General features: G+C 67.9%; 24 protein-coding genes and 7 pseudogenes. 19 read left to right on the top strand and 12 right to left on the bottom strand.

The window, feature by feature from the left end:
* Positions 1-80 precede the first annotated feature (80 nt).
* Entirely contained in the window at positions 81-608 is a 528-nt protein-coding gene (locus tag OG966_RS39625; protein WP_326654962.1) for an RICIN domain-containing protein, read from the bottom strand.
* Positions 609-1,136: 528 nt separating this feature from the next.
* On the opposite strand from OG966_RS39625, the pseudogene OG966_RS41070 reads away from it, so the two are divergent.
* Positions 1,137-1,472 (top strand): annotated as a pseudogene (locus tag OG966_RS41070) (tetratricopeptide repeat protein); the annotation flags it as partial.
* Positions 1,473-1,573: 101 nt separating this feature from the next.
* A pseudogene (locus tag OG966_RS39635) lies at positions 1,574-1,855 on the top strand (transposase); the annotation flags it as partial.
* Between the two features lie 512 nt (positions 1,856-2,367).
* On the opposite strand, the gene OG966_RS39640 reads toward OG966_RS39635, so the two are convergent.
* On the bottom strand, positions 2,368-3,051 hold the full coding sequence (locus OG966_RS39640; RefSeq protein ID WP_326654964.1) for a winged helix-turn-helix transcriptional regulator: 684 nt from the start codon (positions 3,049-3,051) through the stop codon (positions 2,368-2,370).
* A 130-nt stretch (positions 3,052-3,181) separates the two neighbouring features.
* Here OG966_RS39640 and OG966_RS39645 point away from each other — a divergent pair, with 130 nt between their 5' ends.
* The 4 genes and pseudogenes from OG966_RS39645 (at position 3,182) to OG966_RS39660 (ending at position 5,344) form a co-directional block, all read left to right on the top strand.
* Positions 3,182-3,880 carry an RICIN domain-containing protein gene (locus tag OG966_RS39645; protein ID WP_326654965.1) on the top strand — a complete coding sequence of 233 codons (699 nt, stop codon included), beginning with the start codon at positions 3,182-3,184 and terminating at the stop codon, positions 3,878-3,880.
* A 214-nt stretch (positions 3,881-4,094) separates the two neighbouring features.
* A pseudogene (locus OG966_RS41075) lies at positions 4,095-4,379 on the top strand (zeta toxin family protein); the annotation flags it as partial.
* Positions 4,380-4,461: 82 nt separating this feature from the next.
* A pseudogene (locus OG966_RS39655) lies at positions 4,462-4,665 on the top strand (Tn3 family transposase); the annotation flags it as partial.
* 184 nt (positions 4,666-4,849) lie between these two features.
* Positions 4,850-5,344: a DinB family protein gene (locus OG966_RS39660; RefSeq protein WP_326654966.1), complete on the top strand. Its 495-nt coding sequence runs from the start codon at positions 4,850-4,852 to the stop codon at positions 5,342-5,344.
* A gap of 12 nt (positions 5,345-5,356) precedes the next feature.
* On the opposite strand, the gene OG966_RS39665 is transcribed toward OG966_RS39660, so the two are convergent.
* Positions 5,357-6,237 (bottom strand): IS5 family transposase gene (locus tag OG966_RS39665; RefSeq protein ID WP_326655548.1). Its coding sequence is split into 2 segments (ribosomal slippage): positions 5,357-5,874 and positions 5,874-6,237, totalling 882 coding nucleotides; the frame shifts between segments, so codons are not numbered across the junction.
* A gap of 76 nt (positions 6,238-6,313) precedes the next feature.
* On the opposite strand from OG966_RS39665, the pseudogene OG966_RS39670 reads away from it, so the two are divergent.
* The 3 genes and pseudogenes from OG966_RS39670 to OG966_RS39680 all read left to right on the top strand — a co-directional run.
* Positions 6,314-7,110: pseudogene (locus OG966_RS39670) on the top strand (IS5 family transposase).
* A gap of 56 nt (positions 7,111-7,166) precedes the next feature.
* Positions 7,167-7,814 (top strand): GNAT family N-acetyltransferase, encoded by a 648-nt coding sequence (locus OG966_RS39675; protein WP_326654968.1) that lies wholly within the window; start codon positions 7,167-7,169, stop codon positions 7,812-7,814.
* A 309-nt stretch (positions 7,815-8,123) separates the two neighbouring features.
* Positions 8,124-8,423 (top strand): annotated as a pseudogene (locus OG966_RS39680) (protein kinase domain-containing protein); the annotation flags it as partial.
* A gap of 66 nt (positions 8,424-8,489) precedes the next feature.
* Here OG966_RS39680 and OG966_RS39685 read toward each other — a convergent pair.
* Positions 8,490-8,867 (bottom strand): STAS domain-containing protein, encoded by a 378-nt coding sequence (locus OG966_RS39685; protein ID WP_326654969.1) that lies wholly within the window; start codon positions 8,865-8,867, stop codon positions 8,490-8,492.
* 215 nt (positions 8,868-9,082) lie between these two features.
* Here OG966_RS39685 and OG966_RS39690 point away from each other — a divergent pair, with 215 nt between their 5' ends.
* From OG966_RS39690 to OG966_RS39705, 4 genes are all read left to right on the top strand, one after another.
* Positions 9,083-9,427 carry a helix-turn-helix transcriptional regulator gene (locus OG966_RS39690; RefSeq protein ID WP_326654970.1) on the top strand — a complete coding sequence of 115 codons (345 nt, stop codon included), beginning with the start codon at positions 9,083-9,085 and terminating at the stop codon, positions 9,425-9,427.
* A gap of 791 nt (positions 9,428-10,218) precedes the next feature.
* Positions 10,219-10,560 (top strand): hypothetical protein, encoded by a 342-nt coding sequence (locus OG966_RS39695; RefSeq protein ID WP_326654971.1) that lies wholly within the window; start codon positions 10,219-10,221, stop codon positions 10,558-10,560.
* Positions 10,561-11,087: 527 nt separating this feature from the next.
* Positions 11,088-12,212, top strand: coding sequence for a hypothetical protein (locus OG966_RS39700; protein WP_326654973.1), 1,125 nt, complete (start codon positions 11,088-11,090; stop codon positions 12,210-12,212).
* A 133-nt stretch (positions 12,213-12,345) separates the two neighbouring features.
* Complete coding sequence (locus OG966_RS39705; protein WP_326654975.1) at positions 12,346-12,486, top strand: hypothetical protein; 141 nt, start codon at positions 12,346-12,348, stop codon at positions 12,484-12,486.
* 140 nt (positions 12,487-12,626) lie between these two features.
* On the opposite strand, the gene OG966_RS39710 is transcribed toward OG966_RS39705, so the two are convergent.
* Complete coding sequence (locus OG966_RS39710; RefSeq protein ID WP_326654976.1) at positions 12,627-13,301, bottom strand: HAD family hydrolase; 675 nt, start codon at positions 13,299-13,301, stop codon at positions 12,627-12,629.
* 96 nt (positions 13,302-13,397) lie between these two features.
* Entirely contained in the window at positions 13,398-14,363 is a 966-nt protein-coding gene (locus OG966_RS39715; protein WP_326654977.1) for an LLM class F420-dependent oxidoreductase, read from the bottom strand.
* A 223-nt stretch (positions 14,364-14,586) separates the two neighbouring features.
* Between OG966_RS39715 and OG966_RS39720 the strand changes: the two genes are divergently transcribed.
* On the top strand, positions 14,587-14,895 hold the full coding sequence (locus OG966_RS39720; protein ID WP_326654978.1) for a transposase: 309 nt from the start codon (positions 14,587-14,589) through the stop codon (positions 14,893-14,895).
* A 372-nt stretch (positions 14,896-15,267) separates the two neighbouring features.
* A complete protein-coding gene (locus OG966_RS39725) occupies positions 15,268-16,455 on the top strand; it encodes a pentapeptide repeat-containing protein (protein ID WP_326655549.1) in 1,188 nt (395 codons plus the stop codon).
* Positions 16,456-17,211: 756 nt separating this feature from the next.
* Here OG966_RS39725 and OG966_RS39730 read toward each other — a convergent pair.
* Together OG966_RS39730 and OG966_RS39735 are read right to left on the bottom strand one after the other, a co-directional pair.
* On the bottom strand, positions 17,212-17,754 hold the full coding sequence (locus OG966_RS39730; RefSeq protein ID WP_326654979.1) for a hypothetical protein: 543 nt from the start codon (positions 17,752-17,754) through the stop codon (positions 17,212-17,214).
* 202 nt (positions 17,755-17,956) lie between these two features.
* On the bottom strand, positions 17,957-18,313 hold the full coding sequence (locus OG966_RS39735; RefSeq protein WP_326654980.1) for a MerR family transcriptional regulator: 357 nt from the start codon (positions 18,311-18,313) through the stop codon (positions 17,957-17,959).
* A 99-nt stretch (positions 18,314-18,412) separates the two neighbouring features.
* On the opposite strand from OG966_RS39735, the gene OG966_RS39740 reads away from it, so the two are divergent.
* The 4 genes from OG966_RS39740 to OG966_RS39755 all read left to right on the top strand — a co-directional run bounded on the left by OG966_RS39740 (position 18,413) and on the right by OG966_RS39755 (position 21,504).
* A complete protein-coding gene (locus OG966_RS39740) occupies positions 18,413-19,201 on the top strand; it encodes an amidohydrolase family protein (protein ID WP_326654981.1) in 789 nt (262 codons plus the stop codon).
* 323 nt (positions 19,202-19,524) lie between these two features.
* Complete coding sequence (locus OG966_RS39745; protein ID WP_326654982.1) at positions 19,525-19,824, top strand: hypothetical protein; 300 nt, start codon at positions 19,525-19,527, stop codon at positions 19,822-19,824.
* A complete protein-coding gene (locus OG966_RS39750) occupies positions 19,821-20,195 on the top strand; it encodes a fic family toxin-antitoxin system, toxin component (RefSeq protein WP_326654983.1) in 375 nt (124 codons plus the stop codon). The genes OG966_RS39745 and OG966_RS39750 overlap by 4 nt, the downstream gene beginning before the upstream one ends.
* 409 nt (positions 20,196-20,604) lie before the next feature.
* Positions 20,605-21,504: an IS5 family transposase gene (locus OG966_RS39755; protein ID WP_442806795.1), complete on the top strand. Its 900-nt coding sequence runs from the start codon at positions 20,605-20,607 to the stop codon at positions 21,502-21,504.
* Positions 21,505-22,529: 1,025 nt separating this feature from the next.
* On the opposite strand, the pseudogene OG966_RS41080 reads toward OG966_RS39755, so the two are convergent.
* From OG966_RS41080 to OG966_RS39775, 4 genes and pseudogenes are all read right to left on the bottom strand, one after another.
* Positions 22,530-22,997, bottom strand: a pseudogene (locus OG966_RS41080) (recombinase family protein); the annotation flags it as partial.
* 113 nt (positions 22,998-23,110) lie between these two features.
* Positions 23,111-24,100, bottom strand: coding sequence for a tyrosine-type recombinase/integrase (locus OG966_RS39765; protein ID WP_326654987.1), 990 nt, complete (start codon positions 24,098-24,100; stop codon positions 23,111-23,113).
* The gene (locus tag OG966_RS39770) at positions 24,097-25,032 is read right to left on the bottom strand and encodes a tyrosine-type recombinase/integrase (RefSeq protein WP_326654988.1); all 936 of its coding nucleotides are present in this window, start codon (positions 25,030-25,032) and stop codon (positions 24,097-24,099) included. The genes OG966_RS39765 and OG966_RS39770 overlap by 4 nt, the downstream gene beginning before the upstream one ends.
* Positions 25,029-26,243, bottom strand: coding sequence for a site-specific integrase (locus OG966_RS39775; protein ID WP_326654989.1), 1,215 nt, complete (start codon positions 26,241-26,243; stop codon positions 25,029-25,031). Before OG966_RS39775 ends, OG966_RS39770 begins: the two co-directional genes overlap by 4 nt.
* Between the last annotated feature and the right edge of the window lie 155 nt (positions 26,244-26,398).

Below are 26,398 nucleotides of genomic sequence, written 5' to 3' on the forward strand. Positions count from 1 at the left end.
GGCACGGCAAACCGGTCTGTGCCGGGCCGACCTTGTTCCGGACCTGCGGCGGAGTGGCCGCAGGCCCCGGAGCGCGGTCACTACTGGTGGATCACCCACGCTTGCGCGGGATTGCCGCTGGTGCAGTGGTAGGTCTGGATGGCTGCGCCGTCCTGCCACGATCCGGCGGCGACGTCGAGGCACCGCCCGCCGATCTTGGAAACCACCGCGACCGGGAGGGGCGTCGGGATCGCTCCGGGAACATTCCACGCCATGCCCGCGGTGTTCGTGCAGTCCCACTGCTGGATCGGGGTCCGGTCGGCGTTCCTGCCGTCCTTGACGTCCATGCACTTACCGCTGCGCGCGTTCACCCACTGGTAGTTGCCGCCGCCCAGGCCGACCGGCGCCCACTGCTGCTCGGGCTGCCCGTTGCAGGTCTGCTGGATGACCCGGGCCCCGTTGTCGTAGTACTCGGCCGGGGACAGCCCGGCACACTTCCCACTGCCGTAATTGGTGAAGGAGAAGTAGTTCGGGACGGCCGCCTGGGCGGGCTGCCCGGTCAGCAGCAGCGCCGTGCCGGACAACGCGCCGGCCAGGAGGAACCCGGCGGCTCTGGAGCGGTGGTTCATGGTGCCCTCCGATCAGAGGAGCAGAGCCAGCCCCCATCCAGGCCGGCGGTGGCCATGGCGACGGATGTGCAGGCATTCATGCGAATTCTCCGAATTACGCAGCCGTCTTCCATGCCCTGCGAGGTCCCCATACCGTTCCCCACTGCCCAGCTCCCCCGGAAGGGCACAACAAGCCACGTCGAAGTGGACATCGCCTCACGGACACCACAACTGCGCTAAAGCCGGGCATCCGTATCCCTGTACCTCGCCGGCGGCGGCGCCAGCGTCACCGCGGACGTCGACCAGGGCCGGTGTTGCCCCCGCGACCGTTGAGCCGACTCCGCAGCCCTGTCCACCGCGCTGGCCTACACGGACGCGAGCGAGGCCGAGCGACTTGCGTCGACCGCGCACAACCAAAGCCTCTACGCCATCGGTGCCCAGGCCTATGGCCGGGCCCACCAAAAGCACCTCACCCGCCTCGGCGCCCAGCACCCCAAAACCCTTGTCAGCCAAAGCAGCTACGCCGTAATTCTGCGGCAACTCGGCCGGCTGAACGAAGCCGAAGCCTCGGCGCGCATGGCGATGGAAGGCATGGCTGGCATCCTCGGAGCTGAACACCCCCAAACCCTGACAGCAGGCAATCACTACGCCACATGTCTGTTCGACCTGGCCGACTGGACCAGGCAGAATCTCTCCACCGCTCAGTGCTCGAGGCCCGTCTGCAACGTGCTGGGGTCCGAGCACCCCGACACCCTCAGCAGCCACGCCGATCTCGCCCTCGTACTGTGCGAACTCGGCCGCCTGAACGAAGCCGAAGAACAGCACCGCGCTGCGCTCGATACCCGCACGCGCCTCCTTGGTCCCGAACACCCCGACACCCTCAGCAGTCGCAGCAGCTTCGGTGGCCTGCTGCGACGGCTGAGGCGTCTTGCGGAGGCCGAGCGGGAGCACGATGCCGCGTGGGACACGAATCCCACGCGGCCGAATCGAAGCCCCAACGGCTCCATGCTGACAAGGCCTACGACGTCCCTCATCTGCGAAAATGGTTATGGGGCAAGCACATCGGAGTCCGGATCGCCCGCAAGGGCATCGAATCCAGTGAACGGCTCGGCCGGCGTCGCTGGGTCATCGAGCGCACCATGTCCTGGCTGACTGGCTACCGCAGACTCAACCACCGATACGAACGACACCCTGGCAACTACCTGGCCTTTCTCGGCTTGGCAGCCGCCATCTGCTGCTACAAACGCTTCCGCAACCTCACCATGTAGGACACCGTCTTAGTCGGAGCACCTGGCACCGCTCGCCGACCGGCCGCTGCGCGATGACGTGGCGTCACGCCCCCCGGAGAGCGAGGGCCGGATGAGCAGGGCGTCCCAGCATCTGGGGTGTACGGCGTGAGTCCGCTGGGGTTGCAGGGCACTCCCTGGCCGGTGGGCGATGGGATACGCGGTACGCGGTGCTCGCGGCCCGCCGACGGTCTCCCTGGCGATGTCCGCAGGTCTGAGATAGCCGATGGGCGCGAGCTCCGGACGCGCTGAGGATCTCGATTCGGCCGGCGACAAGGGCCGATGACGCAAGCCCGCGACAAAGCCAGCCGCACGTACACAATGCCCTGCGCTCCGCGCGGCCCGAATGCCCCCGCGGTCCTCGCCTCGGCCTTCCGCGCGCAGTGATGCGCAGCTGGTGAGCGCGAGAACCCTCACGGCAGCGAGGGTGTGGTGCGGATGTGCATGGCCGCCCCTGGGCTCTCGATGGGGGATGCTCGGCTGGGCCGAGGCCCTCACCCGGGCCGGGGAACCGACGCGAACGGCGGCAGTGTGAACCAACCGGACACCGCCCGGCGCGACTCGGACGGCCCCTGCAGCGCCACGTCCCCGGAGCGCAGAGTGTCAGCCCAGCGCACGTCGCCCCGCCAGATTCCGGTCATGGCCCGAAGGGTCGCGCTCACCGTGACCGCGACCGGGTAGCCGGGGTCCGAATCGCAGAGGTCGGCGGTACGGGAATGCGAGCTGGCCACCACCCACCAGTCACGGACAGAGGCGGACACGTCGGAAAAGGTGAAGTGGACCACCGTCCGCCCGCGGGGAATCGTGTCGCGGTCGATGCTGCGGCACATGTCCCACAGCAGCAGCTTGGGATCGAGATCCTTGTCACCGAGCTCGCCAATCCATCGGATGCCCCAGACGGCGAGAGCCTCTGCCACCGGCCGCAGCTCCTGCCCGGCGGGTGTCAGCACATACCGCACCCCCTGGTCATCGTCGCTCCTCATCAGGACGCCCGCCCGTATCAACTGGCTGAGCCGCTTGGACAGCAGTGTCGGCGACATGCGCGGCACGCCGCGGCGTATCTCGTTGAAGTGCACGCTCCCGCTGAGGAGTTCCCGCACGATCAGAAGCGTCCATCGTTCGTCGAGCAGCTCCATCGCCTTGGCCACCGGACAGAACTGGTAATAAGAAGCCCCCATGAAAGCAGATTAGGACTGCGCTCTCCTCCGCGCGAGCCTCGGTACAGATCCAGTACTAGAAGGGCACACCGCCCCGGCCTACTGTCGGTCACAGCTCGAATGCCACCAACCCAGCCCACCATAGACGGGCTTGGAAGACGCTCGTGTCCGGCTCGGACATGCCGAAATACCGTCGATCACAGTCCTTGGCATCCATCGCAACAAGGATCACGTGGTATCGCGCCAAGGCACCCAGTTCCCGGAAAGCCAACTCACGAAGGAGTGTCTCCCGGTCATGCGATTAACCTCGCGCAACAAACTCGCTGGTGGCGCCGCCGCAATCCTGCTGGCGGGCGCCGTTCTGGCCGCGACTGCCACACCGGCAAACGCCCAGCCTGCACCCCCCGCCTCTCTCCGCGCTGTCTTCCACCCCATCAAGAACGTCGGCACCAGCAAGTGCCTCCAGCCCGAAGGCGGATCCACGGGCGAGGCGACGATCGTGCAGATGACCTGCAACGGCAGCCTCACTCAGCAATGGCAGTTCTTCCTGATCCCAGGAAACACAGGCGCCTACCACCTCATCAATCAGCTCAGCGGCCTGTGCATGTACATGAACGGCCCCGTCGCACCCGGCTCCCCGATCGCGCAGGTGGAGTGCACAGACGTCAGCAATGAGGACTGGATCAGCTCCGCGCCTCCCCCTGAGGTCGTGACACTGAAGTCAAGGGCCGGCCACCGCCCCACCAATTTGTGCATCGACGTACCGGGCGGGCAGTCGACCGAAGGGCTGCCCGTGCAGATCTTCGGCTGCAACGGGAGCCTCGCACAACGCTGGATTGTCGGCTTCTAGCCTCGATCTTGCATGAGGGTCCGTCAGCTTGCTGCCGGACCCTTTTCTGCTTGTTCGGGCGGGCTGGTCGCCGACATCCGCGTCGGGCGGGCGCCGGGTTTCACTGCTCGGTTGGTGGGTGCTCGTCGGGACAGGTTCGTTGTCGCTGGTCAGCCGGGGGCCGGTAGGGGCTGGAGCCGGTCCAGAGCACTGGGGCCAGTGTCACGGGCGGCTTGTGATCCGCGATCAGTCCCGGCACCGGTGGTTCCGTGCGTCTGCTGCGACCTACCGGCAGGCCGGCTCTCGGCTCGAGGTGGTCGCGGTGGCGACGCCGGAGGCGCTGAGCCAGCTCGGCATCCTGGATCGTTTCCTGTCCGAAGCCGTCGACCGCGGCGGCCGGTACGTGTCGTGGGAGAACCACGACACGTGTGCGAAGCAGATGCTTCGGACGCTGGCGGTCATCGAGACGGAGCAGGTTGCCGACCGCATCACCGTCCTATGCCGGGACGGATCGGTGCTCTACGACAACGAGCTCGTTGACGATGGCGCAGCTCGAGGACGGCCTCAACCAGATCAAGAAGCCGCGCCCCGAGCTCGCCTCCTACCTCGACGCCGCGGTCACCGCGCTGCGCGAGGTCGGCACGGAGGTGAAGGACGAGGACCTGGCCCGGCTGTCCCCGCTGAAGGCCAAACACCTCAACGTCCTGGGCCGGTACAGCTTCCTCCCGGCCGTCCCCGGCGGCGGGATGCTGTGGGCCCTGCGCGACCCGGCTGATGCCGACGCGGATACGGAGGACGACGTGTAGGAACAACGGCTTAGAGGTCATCTCAACTGGCTTGATCACTAGGGCCTGTCCGGCGGATCTTGCCGGGCGGCCCACCGGCGCTGACTGGCTGTGGCGACCCACCGGACAAGGAGCTGGTGGGGCAGGTTAGGCCCGCCGTTAAATGCCTCGACATCGGGCGCGGTGATCGGGGACGCTTCGCGCGATGACAAGAATCGACGACACGCCGCCCGCGTGGGACGAGCGCACCCAGCTCACCACGTTTCTCGACTACGCACGTGACACCGCCCGCGCCAAGTGCGATGGCGTCTCTGCGGAGAACGCCCACAAGGCGCTCCTGCCGGGCTCACCGCTGATGACCATGAGCGGAGTGATCAACCACCTCCGCTGCTGGTTCCAGGTGGTCTTCCTCGGCGAGGAAGACCAGGGCCCCTGGACCGAGGAGGACCCCGACCGCGAGATGCGTATCGCCGTCGACTTCCCGCTCACGCAGTTGCTCGACGAATACGCCGAACAGAGCGCCCACTACCGCGAACTGGTCGCCGGGAACGGCCTGGACAAGCAGGCCCAGCGAGCCATCCGCGACGGCCTCCATGTCGACCTGCGCTGGATCCTCCTCCACCTCACCGAGGAGACAGCCCGCCACAACGGCCACCTGGACATCCTGCGCGAGATGCTCGACGGCACGACCGGCGACTAGATCCGGCAGAGATCACGGGCGAAGCCAGAGTCGGATCGAGGCGACGGTGACGGTGCCGTGGAAGACGTAGCCGCGCTTGTCGAACCTCGTCGCCACGGCCCGGAAGTTCTTCAACGCGTTGATCGTCCGCTCGACTTCGTTCCTGCGCTTGTAGATCGCCTTGTCGAAGCCTGCGGGCCGGCCGCCCTTGCTGCCCCTTCGTTGGCGGTTGGCCCGCTGGTTCTTCGGTTCGGGAATGGTGTGCTTGATCTGGCGTCGTCGCAGGTAGCGGCGGTTGCGGCGGGAGGAGTACGCCTTGTCGCCGCCGAGATGGTCGGGCCGCGTGCGCGGGTGCCCGCCGCCGAGGCGTGCGACACGGATGCGTTCCATGACCGGGATGAGCTGCGGAGCGTCGCCCCACTGGCCCGGAGTGATCAGCAGGGCCAGGGGGCGGCGTCCACCCTCACCGGCGAGGTGGATCTTGCAGGTCAGACCGCCCCGGGAGCGTCCGAGTCCCTTGTCGGGGCGGTGCTGCCGGGGCGTGCGTCTTTTCCCGGCACTCGTGGCGGTTTCCTACGAGCCCCGGCGGCGTGCTGATGGGCCCGGCAGGAGGTCGAATCGACGCTCACCATCGACCAGTCGATCCGGCCTTCCGCGTCGGCGTCGGCCAGGACGGCCGCGAAGATCCTGTCCCCGGTGCCGTCCGCCGACCAGTGTCTGTGCCGTTCGTACACCGTCTTCCAAGGACCGAAACGCGCAGCTAGATCCCGCCACGGCACCCCCGTGCGCAGTCGGTACAGGATCCCGTTGATGACCCTGCGGTGGCCGGCCCAGCGGCCGCCGCGCTGCCCGGACTTCGGCAGATGCGGCTTCAGCCGGGCCCACTCCGCATGCGTTAAATCTCCCCGCCCCATGCTCATGCCAACGACCCCAAGCCACGACGGTCACAAGATCCGCCGGACAAGCCCTAGGCTGTTTGCCGTGATGGCGATGGTGGGGCGTCTGGTTCCGGACGGGTTGTGGGAGTTGTTCCAGCGTGTGATGTTCCAGCTGCGCCGGTGCGGCCTCAAGGGGGGGCTGACGGCGGCATGGGGACCGGGAGGTGCTGGCGGCGATAATGTTCGTGGCCACGACAGGCTGCACCTGGCGGCAGCTGCCACGGTCTTCGGTCCGTCTGGGCCGACCGCGCACCGTCGATTCACCGAATGGAGCCGGGCAGGGGTATGGGCCAAGCTGAACCGCCTGCTCCTGGACGAACTCGGCTCCCAGGGCGGGCTGGACTGGTCGCGATGCGCGATCGACTCGGTCAACATGCGCGCGCTCAAAGGGGGGATCTGACGGGTCCGAATCCGGTGGATCGGGGCAAGAAGGGCTCAAAGATACACTTGATCACCGAGCGGACCGCTCTGCCCCTCTCAATCGGCATCTCCGGTGCAAACCTGCACGACAGCCAGGTTCTCGAACCCCTCGTCCGCGGTATCCCGCCAGTCCGGTCCCACCGCGGCCCACGTCGGCGCAGGCCTGCCAAACTCCACGCCGACAAGGGCTACGACTACGACCACCTGCGCCGATGGCTCCGTGAACGAGGCATCCTCCACCGCATCGCCCGCAGGGGAGTCGAGTCCTCCCAACGGCTGGGCCGCCACCGGTGGACGATCGAGCGGACCATGGCATGGCTGGCCGGGTGCCGCCGCCTGCACCGCCGCTACGAGCGCAAGGCCGAGCACTTCCTCGCGTTCGCCGGGATCGCCGCCACCCTGATCTGCTACCGCCGTCTTGCCAGGTAGGCGGCATAGCCGATCGCTCGATATCCCATTGCGGTGATCCATTCCGTCAGGCGACCATGACCGCCATGGAGCGGCCGCTGCAGACCATTGACTGCGGAGACTTCGCCCTGCGGCGCTGGCAGGCGGAGAACGACTTCGAGCCCCTGTTCCGGTTGATCGAGGAATCACTCGACCACCTGGCGCCGTGGATGCCCTGGGTCGCCCGCCACAGCCGGGAGGCCACCCGCACCTTCCTCGCCGGCTGCGACCCGAAGTGGCAGAGCGGCGAGGCGTACAACTACGCAATCACCCGGCAGGGCACGCTCATAGGCAGCTGCACGATGCGCCGCGCGATCAAGCCGCAGGGTCTGGTCATGGGGTACTGGCTGCACCCCGGCGCCACCGGCCAGGGCATCGCAACCCGGGCGACGGCTGCAACGGCATCTGAGGCATTCGCCTTGCCGGACGTGCAGTTCTTGGAAATAGCGCACGACCAGGCCAACACCGCCAGCGGCGCCATACCGCGCCGCCTGGGATTCTCCGAGGTCAGGCGTGAAATCATCACACCGCCCGCGGCGCCTTCAGACAGCGGGATCGACGTGGTCTGGCGACTGAACCGCCCTAACCCCCGTCCGTCGGTAACGCCACGCCTCCCTGAAGCTCAGTCAGCGCCTCGCGCCTACCAACCGGATACACGCAGCATTAGGCACTGCAGCACCAATTGAGATCACCTCTTACCCCTCGATCCGCGGCGGCGCCGGGCCGGGGCGTGTCAGGTTCTCGGAAATACGACGACCTCGGCATGGTTTCCGCTGGTTCGTGCCGAGAGAATTCGTGTAGCCGGCTATGCCTGCTGAGTACGGCAGCAGGCAGGGTGGAGAAGAGGGGGATTGTGGTGGGCAACGCAAGCGGTTCGGATCAGGAGTGGATGGACCTGGCGGAGCGGTCACGCTGTTGCGGGATCAGATCGCTGAGGCACAGGACCGGATCGCCGACCCGGCGGGCGCCGGGCACCGGGGGGTGCTGTTCACGGTGGGCGTGTCGTGCTCACCGATTTCGGCATCGCCAGCATGGAAGCCTCCGGCGACGACGTCATGACCAAGCTGACCCAGAGCGGTCAGATCGTCGGCTCCCTCGACTATCTGCCGCCGGAGCGCGCGCAGGGCAGGGAGCCCGGTCCCGCGTCGGACATCTGGTCGCTCGGCATGACGCTGTACGCGGCCGTGGAGGGCACTTCGCCGTTCTGCCGCACGTCCGCGTGGTCCACGTTGGTGGCGATCGTCACCGAGCCGCTGCCGGAGCCGCGGCGGGCAGGACCGCTCACGGCGGTGCTGTTCGTGGCGGCTGTTCCGAGGGCGGCGTGTGGTGTCCGGCTGTGGCGGTATCGGCCGTCTTTTCATCTACGGCGGAGTCTGCCGGGTCTGCCGTCTGGTGTACGCGGGATTGGATGGGGCGGCCAGATGCTCGGCTGCCCCGTCTCCGGTGGTGAAGAGTGGAAGGGTGCTGGTCAGGTCGAGCAGGCGTTCCACGGCCGGGCTGGTGGCACGCAGGATGAGGCTCTTGGATGTCTGGAGGGCGCGGTGGCGCACTCGCAGCAGGGCGTTGAGGGCGGAGCAGTCACAGAAGTCGACCCCTGCGAGATCCAGTTCCAGGCCGCCCGCAGCGTGGTCCAGCGCGTTGCTCAGTGTCTGCTGCAGTACCTGGTCGCTCTCCAGGTCGAGCTCACCGGACACGGTCACGACAAGCCGGTCGCCGGCCGTGTCGACGCTCAGTGTCACAGGTACCGGCGTCTGCGATTGCTTGAGGGCGGTGCCGCACTCGGTGCAGGGTCCCTCGTGTCGGGGGAGTGTCGCGTGGTGGGACATGGGAGCTCCCGGCGCATTCCGTCGTCTCTGGGCTTTCAGCATCACCCGACCCCGCTTTCACGTCAACCGTTACACGAAATACAATTCGCCCTTTTGAATGCGTGAACTAGATGTCGTATCGTGGGGGCATGGATCGAGCGCCGGAACCGCATGCAGGCTGGACGTTCCTGACCAACCACGCCCGGGTGCTGGCTGCGATCTTCGAGAATCGCGCCATCCGCGTCCGTGACATCGCCGTCCGCTGTCAGCTCACTGAACGCGCCGTGCAGAAGATCATCGCCGACCTTGAAGAGGGCGGATACCTCACCCACGTCCGGCACGGTCGGTCGAACGTCTACCGCATCGCCCCCGGCACGTTTCTGCGTCATCCGGCAGATACGGGCGCCACTGTCGCCGACCTGCTGTCAGTCCTGGCCAACCAGGAGGCCACGCACGGAGCCGCCCGCGCCACTGAGTCGTACGAGGGGCGCTGACCCGGCACCCGCGGCCATCGCACTGACGGTGGGCGGCCGGCTCCAGCACGGCCCGCTCGGCCTCGGTAATGGCCATGGCCTCCCGCCACGCCGCGACCAGGACACCGGCCAAAGCCGCACAGTCGCCACCTACGCCTACGACCGGGCCGGCAATCTTGAGAAGATCACCGACGCGTCCGGCCGGGGGGAGGTCAGGTGGTGATGCCGCGGAAGGTGCGGACGCCTGCCGCAGGTGCTGGCTCTGGCCGGGTGTGAACTCGGTCTTGCAGGCGTCGTCGCTGTAGTCCATGTAGTTGTGGATGGGGTCCAGCACGGGTGCGGGGCAGGTGTCCCTCCCCGCCGGGCGTCCCGAGGCGGGGCTGCTCTCGTACGGGGTGTCGTCTACGTAGTCGCCCGGTGCGTTGCACCCGCCTTGGAAGGTGTTGTAAGGCCGACCCAGTGGCCGACCTCGCTGGCCAGGGTCTTGCCCAGGCCGTGCGGGCCCGGGTTGCCGGGGCCCCGTACCGCCCGTACCGCCCGTGCGGCCCGTGCCGCTCGTAGACCCGCTCCCACCGCGACGCACACCACCCGCACCGCAGCCTCCGGCACGTACGGGGAGCCGCGCGGGGTGCTCGCCGCTCTGCGGCCGTGCCGACGGAGTCTGGCCGCTATCAGGGCCCCTCTCGTCCGTCAAGTCCCGAAATGCAGGGTCATGACCGGTCCGCCCGGTTCAGGGCTTACTGGATGCACGGGTTCACCGGAGCAGCCGGACCACCTGGAACCCCCCACCCCCTCACCTCAAGGAGCCCGCCATGATCCGCACCACTCGGACCCAGCGCCTGGCCGTCATCACCGCCACCACCGCCCTCGCCGCCGGAGGGGCCATGCTCTCCTCCACCGCCCACGCCGCCCCGGCCCCCCACACCACCAAGATCAGCAACCAGCACGACGACCACCACAAGGACCGGTTCAAGAAGAAAGACAAGCCCAGCAAGAGCACCAAGAAGACCACCGTCACCAAGCGCACCACGATCATCCGCCCCGACGGCACCATCATCATCAAGGAGAAGACAAAGACCATCGAACGCAGCAAGGGCTTCCACAAGTCCAACGCCCGCTTCGACAACACCCACACCAACAAGAAGGACAGCTGACCCCACCGCCACCATGTCTCCGGGCCGACCGACCACCACCGCCGGCCCGGAACACTGCGCGGGGGAGCCGAACAAACGCCACGCTGATCCAGAGCCCGGGCATCCATCCGCCTCGCCCAGGCATGGGGCCGCCCCGGTGGACGGGATGCGGTTCGTCATCCGGTGCCGAGCGGGCCGGGTGCGGACCACAAGCGACAAGGCGGCCCGCACTCCTGCATGCTGCACGGTGAATCGGCGGATTCCGCATGATCGTCGCCCCGACCACGCCACTGAAAACCGTCAGCGCGCCGCTCACGAGCCTCGCGGGTGTCACGACCAGCGGTACGGGACGCCTCGTTCAGGCACGGTGGTTGACGGTCTGAATCACCACGTCTTACGCCAGGGCACTGAGGAAGCAGACGACGGGTCGGCCAGCCCCATGGCCGTCAGCGCTCACATGCTCACCGCTCACAGACATCCCGCTCGCGTCGAGGGTGCCCACGGCCGCGGGGACGCGGATACGTGGAGGGGCGGGAGAGTTCACCCCGATGCGCTTGCGCCGTCAGCGTCGGCTCATTGGCAGCGGCACACTGATCTTCACCGACACCGCCGCCACCTTCAACATCGAGCAGCGCGTCAAGACCTACCCGAACAAGGGAGGAAGCGGCTCCGACTTCGCCGAGTTCGACCAGCAGATCATGCTGGCCCCGACGCACATCGACCCCGAACTCAAAGGCGTCCACATGAAGTGGAACGTCGGATCGACGTGCAAGTCCTGTGTGACGTCGAACACCAGGTGGGCGGACGACCAGAACAACCCTGCGGGTGTTGATGCGTACTGGCCCATCGAGATGGACGGCCGGTACGGCGGCCGGTGGGGCACCATCCAGACCACCTGGTCCGGCACGGGCAAGGAGACCATCGACCTCGGATGGTCCATCACCGCCACCGTGGACGCCGGCGGAAACCCCGCAACAGCGAACTTCGGCACCAGCGGTGACGTGCGCGTCCGCGAACTCGCCCCCCGCTGCGACGACATCCTCAAGGGTGTGGCGCCCGGCTGTGTGCTGCCGTTCTTCAAGCCGACGTACACCGTCGACACCAACCTGTACCCGGCGGCCGGCGCGTACTACTGGCTGATGCAGGAGAAGATGCCCGACCACGCCGGCTCGGTGAAGTGGGACTCCCTCCTGCACTACCTCGGCCCGGACACCACGGTCACCAACCCCAATACCGGCAAGCCGTGGACGTCGGACAACAGCCGCAACAAGGTGTGCGGCAACTGGACCGCGCATCCTTCTGACGCTTCCGTGGGCTCGGTGGACTGCGACGAGTACGCCATGGCCTCCACCCACGAGAGCGGCGGCTTCCCCGGCGGCGTCAACCAGGTCACCAACGGGGACCAGTGTGCCCAGCTCTTCACCGACAAGATGGGCGACGGCTCGGCCAACTTCGGCCTTCTCGCCGACACACGAAAGGCTGTGGACGGGCCCAAGGGCACGGAGCGGTGCGGCCGTGCGGCTATTGCGAGCACGCAGAACCAGCAAGCCTTCAAGAGCTTCCCGGCTCCTTCGTGGCGCATGCTGGACGATGACGGATTCTTCGTCTCCAGCCCCGGGTTCGAGCACTGCGCGAACGCCAACACCACCTGCGCCTGGCGCAAGGTCGGCTGAGGCGTCCTGACGACGCGCTGAAGGGGGGACCGGCCAACGGCCGGTGGTGCCATCCGGCACAGGTGAAACGGATCAGGACCGACCTCGCACCCCAAGACGTGCCCGCCGCCGACGAGAACCAGGAAGCCGCGCCATGAACACGGCGTGGCGGGTTTCAATTCGGCGGATTCGCCACGGAACGCTCTACCCGGGCACCCGGCTGTACTCCCTATGCGGCGCGGCCCTCGAGCTGGACCCGGTGCTCAAGGGCTTCGACGCCGGTTTCGACAGCTGAACCGCATGCGTCAGGGGGTACTGCGCGACGCGATGCCCTCAGTACGCGCATAGCTCCGTGCGGCCAGGCCGCACGACCGGCTCCCGGCCGTTCCACCCCCGCCGAAAGCGCGCACCGCCCGTCTTCGTCGAGACGATGTATCACGCGCGGCCCTCGTATTCCGCGAGCAGGCTGGAGTCCAGGTGTGACAGAAGGTCCGCCGGGTTTTGATAGACGGCGGCTGCTCCGGCCTGTTCGAGATCCGCACGGGGGATGCCGCCGGACAGCAGCGCCACGGCCCGTACGCCCGCCCGGGTGGCCGCCTTCATGTCCCACACCGTGTCCCCGACGAAGACGGCCTCCCCAGCGGACGCTCCGACGAGTTCAAGCGCTTGGTGTACCGGGTCGGGTGCGGGCTTGCCGGCCTCGACGTCATCGGCCGAAGCCACGCCGGCGATGACGTCATCCGCGTCGATGGCCCGGCGCAGAGCCTTGAGCTCCGCTCCCCCCGCCGACGTGGCCAGCACGACACACCAACCCCGACCTGCGAGCGTACGCAGCAGGTCCTGGGCTCCGTCGAGAGCGGGGAGCCGGTCGAACCATGTGCCGTACAGCGTGTCATGGGCGGCTGCCAGGGCCTCGTCCTGGTCCCTGTCACGGTCTTCGCCCAGCAGATGGGCGATGAGGTCGGTCGCGCTGATTCCGATCGCCCGGTGGATCTGCCACATCGCCGCGTGGTACCCCGCTTGCCGGAACGCCTCCCACCAGGCGATGACGTGGAGGTGGTTGGTGTCGGTGAGGGTGCCGTCGACGTCGAATAGAACCGCGGGTGGCATGGACGTTGCCTTTCAGAAGTGGGATTGGATTCACGGGTGATGGCCGCCGGGCCCCGGATCGGACGGGCCGGACGAGCGGCGGCGATACGGGACTGCTCAGAGCGCCCGCAATGCAGGCAGCAGCTGCTTTTCCGCCCAGTCGATGAAGGGCCGTTGCCGGTCGCCCCCCACTTGTACGAGTGCGACCTCGGTGAATCCCGCCTCGACGTACGGTCGGACGGCGTCGACGAACGCTCCGACGTCATCCCCGCACGGGATCGTCTCAGCCACATCCTCAGGCCTGACGTACGTCGTCGCGCCTTCGAAACCGGAGGGTCCCGGCAGCTCGGAGTTGACGGGCCAGCTCCCGAGGGCCCAGCGGAACTGGTCGTGGGCACGCGCCACAGCGGCGTCCCGGTCGGTGTCATAGCAGACCGGGAGCTGGCCGATCCGCGGTTTGCCCGCCCCTCCATGCCGGTCAAAGGCATCAAGCAGTTCGGCCTTCGGCTCGGTGGCGATGACCAGGTCGGCGAGTCGGCCCGCAAGTGAACAGGAACGTTCCCCGGAGACCGCGATCCCGATGGGAGGGGCCTCCTGCGGGAAGTCCCACAGTTTCGCGTTCTCCACGTCGAAATGGGTGCCCTGGTGGTTCAGCTCCTTGCCAGCGAAGAGACCTCGAATGACCTCGACGGCTTCTTCCAGCATGTCGAGGCGGATCCGGGCCGAGGGCCAGCCCCCGCCCACCACGTGCTCGTTGAGGTTCTCGCCCGACCCGAGGCCGAGACGGAAGCGGCCCTCGGAGAGCAGCTGCATCGTGGCCGCCTTCTGGGCCACTACGGCCGGGTGATAGCGAGTGGTTGGACAGGTCACGAACGTCATGAGCGGAATGTGGGAGGTCGCCTGGGCTGCCGCGCCGAGCACGCTCCACGCGTAGGGCGAGTGGCCCTGCGAGGCGAGCCAGGGGAAGTAGTGGTCCGAGGTCACGGAGAAGTCGAAACCTGCCCGCTCTGCCGCGACGACGTCGTCCACGAGGGCCCTCGGCCCAGCCTGCTCCGTCATCATCGTGTAGCCGAATTGCACCATGCTTCACGGTTTACCGAAGCCTTCGCGTCCAAAACACCGCCTTCCAGGTTCACCTTCAATGAATCCCTAATCGGTCTCCGGAACCGCCCTTCGCCGCTCCGGATATAGACGAAGGAACGCCTCCAGGCAGGTACCGTCCCAGGCCACCAGGGGGGTCTGATGCACGATCGGGTGACATCTGAACTGGCGTGCCCTGTGGGGGGTGGGTGGGAAGGATGTTGTTGTGCCGAAGCCGTATCCGGAAGAGTTCCGCGAGGATGTCGTGCGGGTCGCGAGGAACCGCGGCCCGGGTGTGACGCTGGAGCAGGTGGCTGCCGACTTCGGTGTCCATGTGATGACGCTGTCGAAGTGGATGCGCCGCACGGACATCGACGACGGGATGAAACCCGGAACCACCAGGCAGGAGAACGCGGAACTGCGGGAGGCGCGTTGGCGGATCAAGCTGCTGGAGCAGGAGAACGAGGTCCTGCGCCGGGCCGCGGCCTACCTGTTGCAGGCGAATCTGCCGGGAAAAGGATCTACCCGCTCGTGAAGGAGCTGACCGCGGACGGGATTCCCGTCACGGTCACGTGCCGGGTCCTCAAGCTCGCCAGGCAGCCCTACTACCGCTGGCTCAGTCACCCGGTGGCCGATGCCGTCCTCGAGGAGGCCCTTCGCGCGAACGCGTTGTTCGATGCCCACCGTGACGACCCGGAGTTCGGCTACCGCTTCCTGGCCGACGAGGCCCGCGGCTCGGGGGCTGCCATGGCCGACCGGACCGCGTGGCGAATCTGCCGGGACAATAGCTGGTGGAGCGTGTTTGGGAAGAGACGCAGCACTGCCAAGAAGGCCGGCCCGCCGGTGCATGACGACCTCGTCCGCCGTGACTTCACCGCAGACGGCCCGAACCGGGCACGTCTTGACCGTGGTCGCGGCCGGCCTTCTGGCTGTGGCCGTTCTCTCCTGGGACCGGCTGGTCAACCTGGCCGCCCACATCCCGCTGGTCCCGCTCGTCATCGTGATCGGGGCTGTTGGTTGTGCCGTGGCAGCCGACCAGGTGTACAAGCGGACCCGGACAGAACGGCAACGGCGGTTCGCCCCGCGTATCCGCTGGTGGTGGGTAGTGCTTGCGTCCGCGGCTGTACTGGCCGCGGTGTGGGCGACCACGGCCCTGCTGCTGCCCCAAACCGCCGATACACAACCAGGCAGCGAAACGTCCAAGCAGCGGGTCGAGGTGGTGCGCACCGCTCTGGCCGCAGGTGCCGGCGTGGGCGCGGCCATCACGGTGCTGCTGGCGTTTCGTCGACAGCATCACCACGAGGAGGCCACCGAGAGAACCGAATATGACGCGAGCGAGCGGCGTATCAACGAGTTGTACATCAAGGCGGTCGAGCAGCTCGGCAGCGCTCAGGCCCCGGTGCGTCTGGGCGGGCTGTACACATTGGAGCGGCTCGGCCAGGCGGCTGCCGACCATCGGCAGACCATCGTGGACGTCATCTGCGCATACCTGCGCATGCCCTACATGCCACCCCCGCCATGGTGGCCGGTATCCCGTTTCCGACGGGCTGCCCGTGAACTCATCGGCAGGAAGGCGGACAACCAGCGGCATCAGGAACTCCAAGTGCGTAACACCGCCGAACTCATCCTCCTTGCCCACCTCTGTGACTACCGCCCGCCAGATCAGCGGGAGACCACCCCTGCCGATGCCCAGTTCTGGGATGGCATGGGTATCAACCTCAACCACGCCACCCTCACCTACTTTGACTTCAACCGGCTCCACATCACCTGGGCAAGCTTCGCTCACGCGACGTTCACCAGCCAGGCCTGGTTCCAGTGTGCGACCGTCACTGACGGCGCCCGGTTCGATGGCGCGACGTTCACCTCCTACGCCTCGTTCGATGGCGCGACGTTCAACTACGACGCCCGGTTCGATAGCGCAAGGTTCACCAGCATTGCCTCCTTCGATGACGCTACGTTCAACCACGGTGCCTCCCGCACCGACGCACGGGCGCTGCTGACGACGCCGGATGGCATTCCCGTGAACCATGCCTGGCCGACGGGCTGGGAAGTCCAACCCACCGCTGACGGCTGGGGGACTCTCAATGAGATCTGAGGTCGACTCGCTCCCTGCCCAGAGCTCTGTCCCTGCCCCTGGGCACAGGCGGCAGTGTCGGCGGCGCCCTTCACCGACGTTGATTGCCACCTCGCTGCCCGGTGCTGCGGGTTGGCGTCGCGAGGGCCGGGCATGAGCCACTGCCGCTGCCCGAGCGCATGGAGCAACTGCGGTGAGATCCCCGGGTCGCGGGCCCAAGGCAGGCCCCCAGCACTGCGTGCCAGTTCCACCGGATGCTGCGCCTGCTCGATCTGGAGCGCGCCTGGACGCTGCGGAGAACCCGGACGCGGCTGTGCACGCTGTGCGGGTGCGCCCAGGAGGTCACGTCCCTACTCGCGGCGTCGGCCGCATCGCCGACTCCGTTCGGCCCTGAGCCGGGCGCTGGCCGTCATTCCCCAGTCACGTCCCGACCAGCTTTGCTACGAGCAGCGTTGGCGGGCCGGACCGGGTGGGACACTGGACGCCCGCTGGAGCTGTGTAGTCGGCCGACGTATGGCAGGCCGCTGCGGTTCGCCGAGGAGCCGGCATCGAAGCCCTGGCGGAGGTGCTTCTTGCTGCTCGCGGATCGCAGCTTGCGGGTGCGGGTTGGCCGCGCATGTTCTGGACATGATGCGCGCCACCACCCGCCTCCGACGGTAACGGACTGAAGCGCCTGGGCCTCGGTGACCTTGCCGCCTGGTCTTGATGTTCGACAGTCATGCCCGTCGGCGGGTTCGGGGACGTCGCGGGCGCCCAGCTGGGTGCTGGCCCAGAGCGTCACGCTGACGTGGTAGAACCAGGAGCCGGTGGAGCCCTGCCACCGGTGGTGGAGGCGGCCGGTGATCTGTTGGCCGTCGTAGAGCAGGATCCGGATCGCTGGCGTCGGGGACTGCGCCGGCGGCTCCCCGTCGGCCAGGCCCTCGACCTCGTCCATGACCGCAACGCCGCCTCGTCAACGATGCTCTGCCCGTCATCCGGCTCAGTGGGGTCGAGCTGCTGGAGGGCGGCGCGGGCATCGACCTGCTCGCCGGTCGGGAGGGCGGCCCACCACGGGTGCGTGATGAGAGCGGCCGACAGCCGCACCAGGCGGCGTCGAAGCTGCCGCTCCAGGGTGATCTGCTGGGGGGTGTAGCCGGGGGAGTCGGCGAAGGTCACCGTCTGTGTCACCGAGCCCATGAGCTGGCGCTCGTAGGTCCGGCCGACGGTCGGCTCGACTGCCCAGGGCAGTTCTCGGCAGAGGTCCTGGTACTGGGCACGGACGCGATGGAGCTGCAGTTGGAGGGCTCGCAGGCGGTCGGGGAAGCGGGTGGCGGTGCTCACACGCGTAAGCGTACTCGTGTTCGAATTTAGACGGCACCGCCGGCAACCCGCCGAGAGCCGGAAATGTGTGACTGAGTGCTTCAGGTGGCGGATGAGCGTCCGACTTGGCGGGCCTGAGTCCTTCATCCGGCGGACGAGAGGGTGACTACCGTTCTCACCTGCGAGAACGTAGCGATGCGCGACTCGGACCCAACACCCGGTCTTAGTTTGCTGCGTTCTCGGTGGCGGCGATCGTCTGGCGCAGAAGGCGACGCGCGGTCTCCAGGTCGGCGGCACGCTGGTCGAGGACGTTCAGCTGGTCGCGGAGGCTGGTGAGAACGCCGGGACAGGGGCGCAGCGTCGCCTCGTCAAAGGTGCAGGGCAGGACCTGGCGAATGATGCGGGTGGGCAGGCCGGCTGCCAGCAGGGCGCGGATGCGCCGCACCGTCTCCACCGTCTGGTCGTCGTACTCGCGATAGCCGTTGGCGCGGCGCTCTGAGTGGATCAGCTCCATCCGCTCGTAGTAGCGCAGCAGACGCTCGCTGACTCCGGCACGACGCGACAGGTCCCCGATCAGCACCGACCAGCTCCCTCCAGCTTGACCTTCTCACGGTGTTAGGGAGCAACAGTGCACTGGTCGGCCGCATTCCGGGCCGATCGTCATGGAGAGAGTGAATCATTGATCATCGATGCACACAGCCACGTCCACGACCCCGTCGAGGCACATGTAGGGCTACTGGACGAGGCCGGGGTGGACCGCGCCGTGCTGTTCGCCACCCGCCCACACCCGGAGCGGGCCGGTGACCTTACCTCCCTGCGCCGGGAGATGGCGATCCTGGACGAGGCCATCGGGGGTCGGGCCGGCACGGCCGAGGGGTATCGCGGCGCGTGGCGGGAATTGGACGCCGCACTCGCCGCACGGCCGGAGCGATTCATCGGCTTCCTGTCCGTACCGTTGGACCTGGAGCCGGAACAGATTGCCGCGACCGTGGAACGCGAGGTCGTCGGGCGTGGGCTGCACGGGATCGGTGAGCTGACGCCGCCGCCGGGACGGGCAGGGGTGATCGAACCGGTGCTCCAGACTGCGGCCGATCACGGTCGGCTGCCCGTGGTCGTGCACGGATTCGCCCCGACCACGGCGGACGATCTGAGGACGCTGGCGGCGCTCGCCGGCCGGTACCCGACGGTTCCGCTGGTGGTCAGCCAGCTCGGAGGGCTGAACTGGATGGAGGCTGTCGAGCTGGTCCGGGACACCCCGAACATGTACCTGGAGCTGTCCACGGCCAACATCGTCTTCGCGGTCCGGCTGGCCATCAAGGAGATCCCGGACCGGACACTGTTCGGCTCGGACGCCCCGTACGGCGACCCGGTCCTGGCCCGGGCGATGGTGGAGCGGGTCACCAGCCCGGGCGAGGTACGCGACCGGGTGCTCGGCGGGACGATCGCCGAATTGGCCGGGCTCGGCTGAGGCCGGCCCGACGCCCCTAGGTGCGACCCCGACAGATTGAGCGCTCCAGATGGCGAACCCCGACAACTGAAGCGCTCAGTCACAGGTACGGATGGCGCGCACGGGGGACTGTGAACGAGCGCGGATCAGCCCCGAACCTGCAGAGCGCCAGGACGCGTCGGGCCTCATTCAGTATTGACCTCAGTGAAGTCGCCGGAGCCCCGGCAAGCGAGCTCATCCCACCCGCTGGGAGACGACGCGCCGCACGATCGTCGCCGAGCACCAGGCCGCCGAGCATCCCGGATTCGCCGACTGACCCGGGCCTCGCTGGTACCGTCGCTCGTATGGAGCACAACGAGGCTGCACAAGACGTTCCCGCCGGCTTCACCGCGGACGAATACGCGCGCATCGTCGAAGCCGCCCGCCTGGTCGGCAAGGACCCGCACGCGTTCATGCGGGACGCCGCCCTCGAGGCCACCGAGGACCCGTTCCTCAAGGCCCTCAAGCACGCCGGCGACACTGTGGCCCGCCTCACCTCCACCTTCGGGACCGCGGAAGTCGGCGCCCCGGCCGCAGACACCACTCGGTGGCCCGACGCTCCGCCCATGAGCAGCCGCGACCTCGAGCACGGCCGCGCTGCGTGACCCGCCACCTCTCCCCGCAAGAGCTCCTGCAGGTCGCCCAGACTCTCCCCGGAGATCCCGCCTGTCTCGACCTCGGTGTACTCGACGCTGCGTGTGCCCGCACCCGCTCCCGCTATATGGACCAGGACGTCTACGGCTCGACCTGGCTCAAGGCGGCCGCCCTCCTGCAGACACTCGCCCTGCATGAGCCGCTCGAGGACCGCAACGCGTTCTTCGCATGGCTCGCCGGCGAAGTGTTCCTCGAGGCGAACGGCATCCGCATGCAGTACGAGCCCGAGGAAGCGCTCGCCCTGGTCATGAGCGCCAGCCACAAGAACGCAAGCGTGCAGGAGATAGCCGCGCAGCTCCGCAGCTGGACCATCACCGACTGACCGGCTCGAGGAGCCTGACAGACCCCCGCCCCGAAGTAGATGCCCCTGTCGGGCATGCCGGTGCTGGCGTTCGGAACCTACCGATGGGTTACTCGCTCCCGGGTGTCTGAGCCCGGACATAGTGGTGGACTTCGTGCGGCGAGCGGTGGAACTACCGGAAAGGACTCTGCCGATGTTCGCCTCGCAGCGGTCGGCCGAGCAGCACCGCGCTACAGGCGCGGTATCCGTGCAGGTCGCAATGCCCGTTCGGGCTTCAAACCCGCCAAGGCAGGGCCTGGCACGGCCCCTGACGGGCGCTTAGCGCCTCCGAGCCCGGGAATCCCGCGCCGCAGGGCCTGCGGCGCGCTCTAAGAGGGCATCTGATCTAGGTACTTGGTGTTTTGGGATGTTCTTGTGACTGCTGGCGTTGATGGTCGTTGCATGGCTTGTGAGTGTTCGCCGTCCGTACCGCAGCGACGTGTCCGATGCCCGGTGGGCCTTGATTGAGCCGGTGTTCATCGCCTGGCGGGCTGCTCGGACCGGTCCTGGCACCGCAGCCCGGGTTCACGACTTACGTGAGATCGTGAACGCGATCCTGTACGTCAACCGCACCGGGATCCCGTGGGAGTACCTGCCGCACGACTTGCCTCCCTACAAGACCGTCTACGACTACTACGCCATGTGGGAAGCGGACGGCACCACCGAGCAGGTTCACGACCTGCTGCGGGACAAGACCCGCCGCGCGCATGGCCGCAGCCCGGATCCGACGGCGGCCGTGGTGGACGCGCAAAGCGTGAAGACCTCGGGCAATGTCGCGGAGACCAGTCAGGGCATCGACGCCGGCAAGAAGATCAAAGGACGTAAGCGGCACCTGATCACCGACACCCTCGGCCTGGTTCTCGCCGTGATCGTCACGGCTGCTTCGGTGCACGACTCGACTGGCGGCAAGCGACTGCTCGATGAGCTGGCCATCACGCATCCGGGCGTGAGGAAGGTCTGGGCGGACGGCGGCTACCAGACCAGCGTCTTCCAGCATGGCGCGGCCGTCGGGATCGACGTGGAGGTGGTGCAGCGGCCGGCGGCGAAAGGTTTCCAGCCGTTGCCGAAGCGGTGGGTGATCGAGATCTGTCAAGCACAGTGCACTCATGGAGTCTGTTGCCCTGTTGTTTCGGCGGTGTCGGTCCAGATGCGGCGGCTGTACCAGCCGGGCGGACGGGTGCGGCGTTCGCGGAGTTCGGCGAGTTCTCGCTGGTTGGCGTGGGCGATGAGGCGGTGGGGCCAGTGGCTTTCCCGGCGGGTGGTGATCCAGCCGCGGTTGATCCAGGCATAGAGGGTAGAGGTGGTCATGTCCAGCTCGGCGGCCAGGTGCTTGAGCCACCACTCGTTGGGGCCGGGCTCCTCGCCGGGTGGCGCGGGGCGGTGTGGGTGGACACGGCCTGCGGGGCAGGCGAGGCGGCGCATGAGGTCGCGGACGGTGGCTGCTGAGATCCGTTTGCCGCCCTTCGCGGGCCGGAAGCCCTCGGTTTCCAGGCGGTCAGCGATCCCGCTGGCTCCGATGCCCTGGTCTGCGAGTTGGCGGATCCGATCGGTCAGTTGCGGGTAGTAGCTGAGCTGTTCCAGCCGCTGGACAGGGCGGATGACCTCTCCCGCCGTAGTTGTCCCGCCGGCCCAGACGATCGTGACCTTCACCCGCTCGCTGGTGCCGAGCACGGTGACGACGACCTTGTCGACGACCCCGCGGATGATCTCCTTGCGGTCCGCTGCCGTGGTGCTGTGCGCACGCCACAACCCCTCGATGTCGCCGGCCAGAGCCGTGATGGTCTGCCGCTCGGCCTCAGTGAGGATGTGCGGACTGCTGCGGGTGAAACGGTCGTAGTCCTCACGGAGCCGCTGATGGGCGGCGAGTGCCTCCTCCCATTCCTTCTCCAGCTGGCGCACGACCAGGCGGTTCTCCGGTTCGGCGAGGTGGTGGCTGCGGCGGGCCCGGTCGGCCTCCTGCGCGGCGCGTTCCAACCGCTGTGACCACAGCCGTTCCAGCTCGGCCCGCTCGGCCAGGACCTGGTCGGCCGCGCGCAGGGACACCTCGACGGCGGCGGGTGTCAGTGCCGCGAGGACCTGCTGTTCGACAAAGGCGTCCACGCAGGCGGAGTTGAGCAGCTGGCAGCTCTTCTGCGCGCCGTAGTTGCTCATGTCCCGGGCGCACACGTACTCGGGCAGGGCCTTGCTGTGCTGGGTGTGGTAGCGCACGCTCATGCGCCGGTTGCAGCGTCCGCAGTGCGCGAGCCCGGCCGTGAGCGCGGGGCCGCCTCGCACCGCGCCCATGGCTTCGGCGCGGGCGCGGTTGGCCGCCAGTTTCGCCTCGTTCGCCTCGAACTGGGCGACGGTGATGTAGGCGGGCAGGACATTCGGGATCATCACGTGCCATCCGTCCCGGGAGCGGACGACCCGTCCGGTGCTGGGCCGGGCCGGGTCCTGGCGGCGCGGGTCGACCCGACGCCGCCCGTAGGCGTAGATGCCGGCATAGGCGGGATTGTGCAGCAGGGTCTGCAGCGTCATCCGGTTCGGCCTTCGCCATTCCAGGGTGCCCTTGTCCGGACCCTCCCGCAGCCGGATGCCCAACTGGATGTCGTGCTCGACGAGGTAGCGCAGCACAGCGTGCAGCGTGCCGAGCCGCTCGAACTGCGCAAAGATCACGCGGATCACGGTCTGCACCTGCTCGTCCGGGTCAAGGGCCACCTGCCCGGACGGGCGGCGGACGTAACCGCTGGGCAGGGGGAAGGCCAGCTCGCCGCGGCGGGCCTTGTTCAGGCGCCCGCTCCACATCCGCTGCTTGATCAGGTGGAGTTCGGCCTCTTATGCGGACCCTGCCGTTATGCCGAGATGGCGGCCGGGAGCCGTCATGGCGACAGCGCCCGGCCGTAGGCGAGCGGCATAATCTACAGACCGTCGAGGAATGCCAGGATGGTGTCGGTGGGTCGGTAGCGGCCCGGGGTGGCGTCCTGCGGGGCGGTCCTGGCCAACGCCTGCTCCTTGAGCGCAAGGTCAGCATGGATGTAAATCTGTGTAGTTGCGACGTTTTCGTGCCCCAACCACAAGGCGATCACAGCGGTGTCGACGCCAGCGTGCAGCAGCCGCATCGCGGCGGAATGACGCATGACGTGCGGTGAGACCTTCTTGCCGAGCAGAGTCGGGCAGGAGCGTGTGGCGGTGGCCGCGTGCTTGGTGATGCGTCGCTCCAACCCGTCGCGGCTCAGGGCCTCGCCGCGGCGGGCTGGAAACAGCGGGTCGGAGGGATGACCGCCACGTTCGTTCATCCAGTTCTTCAACGTGGCGACGGTGCTCACGGCCAGCGGGGTGATGCGCTGCTTGCGCCCCTTGCCCAGGCAGCTGATGTGCGGGCCGACGCCCAGATGCACGTCGCCCACGGTCAACCCGGTCAGTTCGCTGGCGCGGAGCCCGGTCTGGCAGGCCAGCATCAGTAGCGCATGGTCGCGTCGTCCGGTCCAGGTTCCCTGATCGCAGGCCTTGAGCAACGCGTTGATCTCCTCCTCGGTCAGGTAGGTGACCAGGGTGCGGTCGAAGCGCTTGGGTGGGATCGCCAGCACCCGCGCGATGACCGCGGCGTCCTCGGGACGCTGCAGGGCCGCATGGCGAAAGAGCGAATGGATCGCGGCCAGGCGAGCGTTGCGGGTCCGAACGCTGTTGCCGCGGTCGGCCTCCAGATGGTGGAGGAACGCACCGATCAACGGTGCGTCCAGGTCGGCGACATCCAGACGGGAGGGTGGCTTCCCGGTCTGGTCGGCGGCGAAGACCAGCAGCACCTTGACCGCGTCGCGGTAGGCGGCGATCGTGTGGCCGCTGGCCTGCCGCTGCCGAACGAGGCGGTCGGTGAAGAACGACTGCAGGAGTGGCGCGAGGGTGTTCATGGGTGACCTGCCAGGTGAGCGTCCAGGCGTCGTCCGGCCAGAGCCATCAGCTCCGGGGCGGCCGACAGATACCAGTAGGTATGTTTCGGGTCGGTGTGCCCCAGGTAGGTCGACAGCCGGGGCATCATGGCTGCCACGTCCGCGTCCTCGCGGTACCAGTCCAGCACGGTGGACACCGCGAAACCGTGCCGAAGGTCGTGGATTCGCGGCCGGCAGGATGCCGAGCGGCGGGTGATCCCGGCCTGGTTGGCCAGTCGGGTGAAGGTGAGTCCGATGTTGGAGTGCAGCAGCCGGGCCCCGGTGGAGGACACCAGCAGGGCCGGGCATGCCGGACACGAACGCGTCCGGTCACGGAGATCCCTATAGCGTTGCAGGGCCTCGATCGTGCTCGGATGCAGCGGCACCAGACGGGACTTGTCGAACTTGGTGTGCCGCACCACCAGCAGCTCGCTGTCGATGTCGAGGTCGGCGCTGTCCAACGCGATCGCCTCGCCGACGCGCAGGCCGCTGACCGCAAGCAGGCCGATCAACGTCTGATAGGTGGCCGCCCGCAGCTGCGGCCGCAGTCCGGCGGCCTCTCGCATCAGCGCGAGAATCTCCGGCTCGGAATACAGATAGGGGGTGGCGCGGTCCGGTCCACGGTGGATCAGCCCGGCCGGGAGGACCTCGACGCTGGGGTCGATGCTGTGCAGATAGGCGGCGAAGCCGCGCACCGCAGACAGACGGATCGCCCGCCAATTACTCGAGGCTCCAGCGGGCAGCGTCGCCCAGGCCAGTGCGGACTCGGTGGTGGGCGCGTGAACGCCGTGCTCATCGAGGTAGTCGACGAACTGGCCGAGCAGCCGTCCGACGTTGTGGAGCTTGAACCCCAGCGCGCGGCGCAGGCCAAGGTAGTGGTCCAGTTCCAGGCGTAGAGACCGGCGTGTACTCATGCCACATCACCGGGCCAGGGACGGACCAGCTGCCGCAGCGTTCCGTAGTCGACCTTCGCGTAGATCGCCGTGGTCAGTAGGCGTTGATGGCGCAGAACCTGCCCGATCTCGGTCAGCGATCCGCCGGCGCCCAGCATCGCGGTCGCCGCGGAGTGCCGCAGCCGGTGGGCGCCGATCAGGCCCAGGCCGGCCCGTCGGCCCGCGATGACCACGACCGTGGTGACTCCGTTGGAGGTCAGCGCCCGGTAGGGGGCCTGGGCACGGACGAAGACGGTGCGGTCCTGCGCGCGCTCAGGGCGCCCGTCGCGCAGGTAGTCGACGATGACTTCTCCGACATCGGCGGGCAGCGGCAAGCGGTCACATCGGTTGCCCTTGCCCCGCACGGTGATCTCGCCGTGCCGCCAGTGGATGTCGGACAAGTCCAGTGCGGCGACCTCCCCGGCCCGCAGGCCGAGGCGGACGAGCAAGGTGAGGATCGCGAAATCCCGGCACCCGGTCGCCGAACCTCGATCACAGGAGGCCAGCAGCGCCGTGACCTGCTCGTCCGGCAGCCCTTTGGGCAGGCCAGTCTGCGTCCAGCCGGGCACCGCCAGCACCGCCGTGGACAGCGGCTTCTCGATCATGCCGCCGATATGGAGGAAACTGAGCAGGGACCGCAGCGCGGTCACGATCCGGCCCGCTGAACCCGGTCGCTGGCGGGATTGCTCCAGCACGAACGCGGTCACCTCACCCGCGTCCAGCCCGCCCAGATCAAGGCGGCCCTCGGTCCGTGCCAGGCCAAGCAGGAACGGGCGAACCAGGCGCACGTTCAGCTCGACGGTCGTGGCCGCCAGGCCCCGCTCGACACTCAGGTAGTCCCGGTACTGGACCAACAGCACCTCCACCGGTGTCGTCGGCGCCGCCGGTGTCACCGGCGGGGCCACCCCCAAGCGCCGCAGGTAGTCCAGCAGCGGCCGCAGGGATCGGCCGGTGACGGAGTTGACGTAGCCGAGCGCGCGACGCTCGGCGAAGTAGGCGTCCACCGTGGTCTGCGTCAACGCCGAGGGATCCAGGTGCCGCTCGAGCATCCAGCGGCTCAGGTGGGCCACCAACCGCAGGTGCCCGGCCGCCGTCAGCGGCGTATACCCCAGCCGCTCCAGCTCAACCCGGAAGGCCACGGCGTACGGAGCCAGCGGACCACGCACCCGAGCCCAACACGGAACCGTCGTCATGATCGTCTCCTCTCGTTCAGGGACCCCTGTCAGGGGCCGTGCAACGAAAGGAACCAGCAGGACGATCCGGAACCTGCGAACATCCCCTTAAAACCCCATGATTATGCCGATCGAAACAACGGTGCCCAGGCCCACGACCAGGGCGGCACCACCGT

This window comes from Streptomyces sp. NBC_01750, assembly GCF_035918095.1.
In the GTDB taxonomy this organism is placed as follows: Bacteria; Actinomycetota; Actinomycetes; order Streptomycetales; family Streptomycetaceae; genus Streptomyces.

Bases quoted from the DNA above. Each gene is read 5' to 3' on its own strand.
- OG966_RS39625 (WP_326654962.1), bottom strand. From the start codon at position 608: ATGAACCACCGCTCCAGAGCCGCCGGGTTCCTCCTGGCCGGCGCGTTG.
- OG966_RS39640 (WP_326654964.1), bottom strand. From the start codon at position 3,051: ATGGGGGCTTCTTATTACCAGTTCTGTCCGGTGGCCAAGGCGATGGAG.
- OG966_RS39660 (WP_326654966.1), top strand. From the start codon at position 4,850: ATGACAAGAATCGACGACACGCCGCCCGCGTGGGACGAGCGCACCCAG.
- OG966_RS39675 (WP_326654968.1), top strand. From the start codon at position 7,167: ATGACCGCCATGGAGCGGCCGCTGCAGACCATTGACTGCGGAGACTTC.
- OG966_RS39690 (WP_326654970.1), top strand. From the start codon at position 9,083: ATGGATCGAGCGCCGGAACCGCATGCAGGCTGGACGTTCCTGACCAAC.
- OG966_RS39695 (WP_326654971.1), top strand. From the start codon at position 10,219: ATGATCCGCACCACTCGGACCCAGCGCCTGGCCGTCATCACCGCCACC.
- OG966_RS39700 (WP_326654973.1), top strand. From the start codon at position 11,088: ATGCGCTTGCGCCGTCAGCGTCGGCTCATTGGCAGCGGCACACTGATC.
- OG966_RS39705 (WP_326654975.1), top strand. From the start codon at position 12,346: ATGAACACGGCGTGGCGGGTTTCAATTCGGCGGATTCGCCACGGAACG.
- OG966_RS39710 (WP_326654976.1), bottom strand. From the start codon at position 13,301: ATGCCACCCGCGGTTCTATTCGACGTCGACGGCACCCTCACCGACACC.
- OG966_RS39715 (WP_326654977.1), bottom strand. From the start codon at position 14,363: ATGGTGCAATTCGGCTACACGATGATGACGGAGCAGGCTGGGCCGAGG.
- OG966_RS39745 (WP_326654982.1), top strand. From the start codon at position 19,525: ATGGAGCACAACGAGGCTGCACAAGACGTTCCCGCCGGCTTCACCGCG.
- OG966_RS39755 (WP_442806795.1), top strand. From the start codon at position 20,605: ATGGTCGTTGCATGGCTTGTGAGTGTTCGCCGTCCGTACCGCAGCGAC.
- OG966_RS39765 (WP_326654987.1), bottom strand. From the start codon at position 24,100: ATGAACACCCTCGCGCCACTCCTGCAGTCGTTCTTCACCGACCGCCTC.
- OG966_RS39770 (WP_326654988.1), bottom strand. From the start codon at position 25,032: ATGAGTACACGCCGGTCTCTACGCCTGGAACTGGACCACTACCTTGGC.
- OG966_RS39775 (WP_326654989.1), bottom strand. From the start codon at position 26,243: ATGACGACGGTTCCGTGTTGGGCTCGGGTGCGTGGTCCGCTGGCTCCG.